The sequence below is a fragment of the Cobetia sp. SIMBA_158 genome, assembly GCF_046566945.1.
Classification (GTDB): Bacteria; Pseudomonadota; Gammaproteobacteria; order Pseudomonadales; family Halomonadaceae; genus Cobetia; species Cobetia amphilecti.
Genome location: NZ_JAWJYL010000954.1, coordinates 1 through 243, shown reverse-complemented (window position 1 = coordinate 243; position 243 = coordinate 1). Strand labels below are relative to the sequence as shown.

The following is a 243-nucleotide window of genomic DNA, read 5'->3' as shown; positions in this document are numbered from 1 at the left end:
CTAAAAACTCCGTAATCCTCCATTGTAGTATTCAAAATCCCTACATCTAAGGCCTTTTTATCTTGGTCTATCAGTTTATATTTTAAAACTGAAGATTTTCGATCACTTAAATAAGAAGAAAGCATATCAAGGGTATAAGCATCTTTCTCTTTATTCCCAGGTACTCTGTACGCAAAAACATAGGCCGGTAATTGAATATTCTGGTCTATTTCCGTAACTTCTTTTTCCTGAACAATAGGATCC

General features: G+C 34.2%; 1 protein-coding gene. It reads right to left on the bottom strand.

Going from position 1 to position 243, the window contains the following annotated elements; genetic code table 11:
• Positions 1-243 (bottom strand): insulinase family protein (locus R2R70_RS22630; protein WP_410979291.1); only part of this gene is annotated, 243 nt, incomplete at both ends.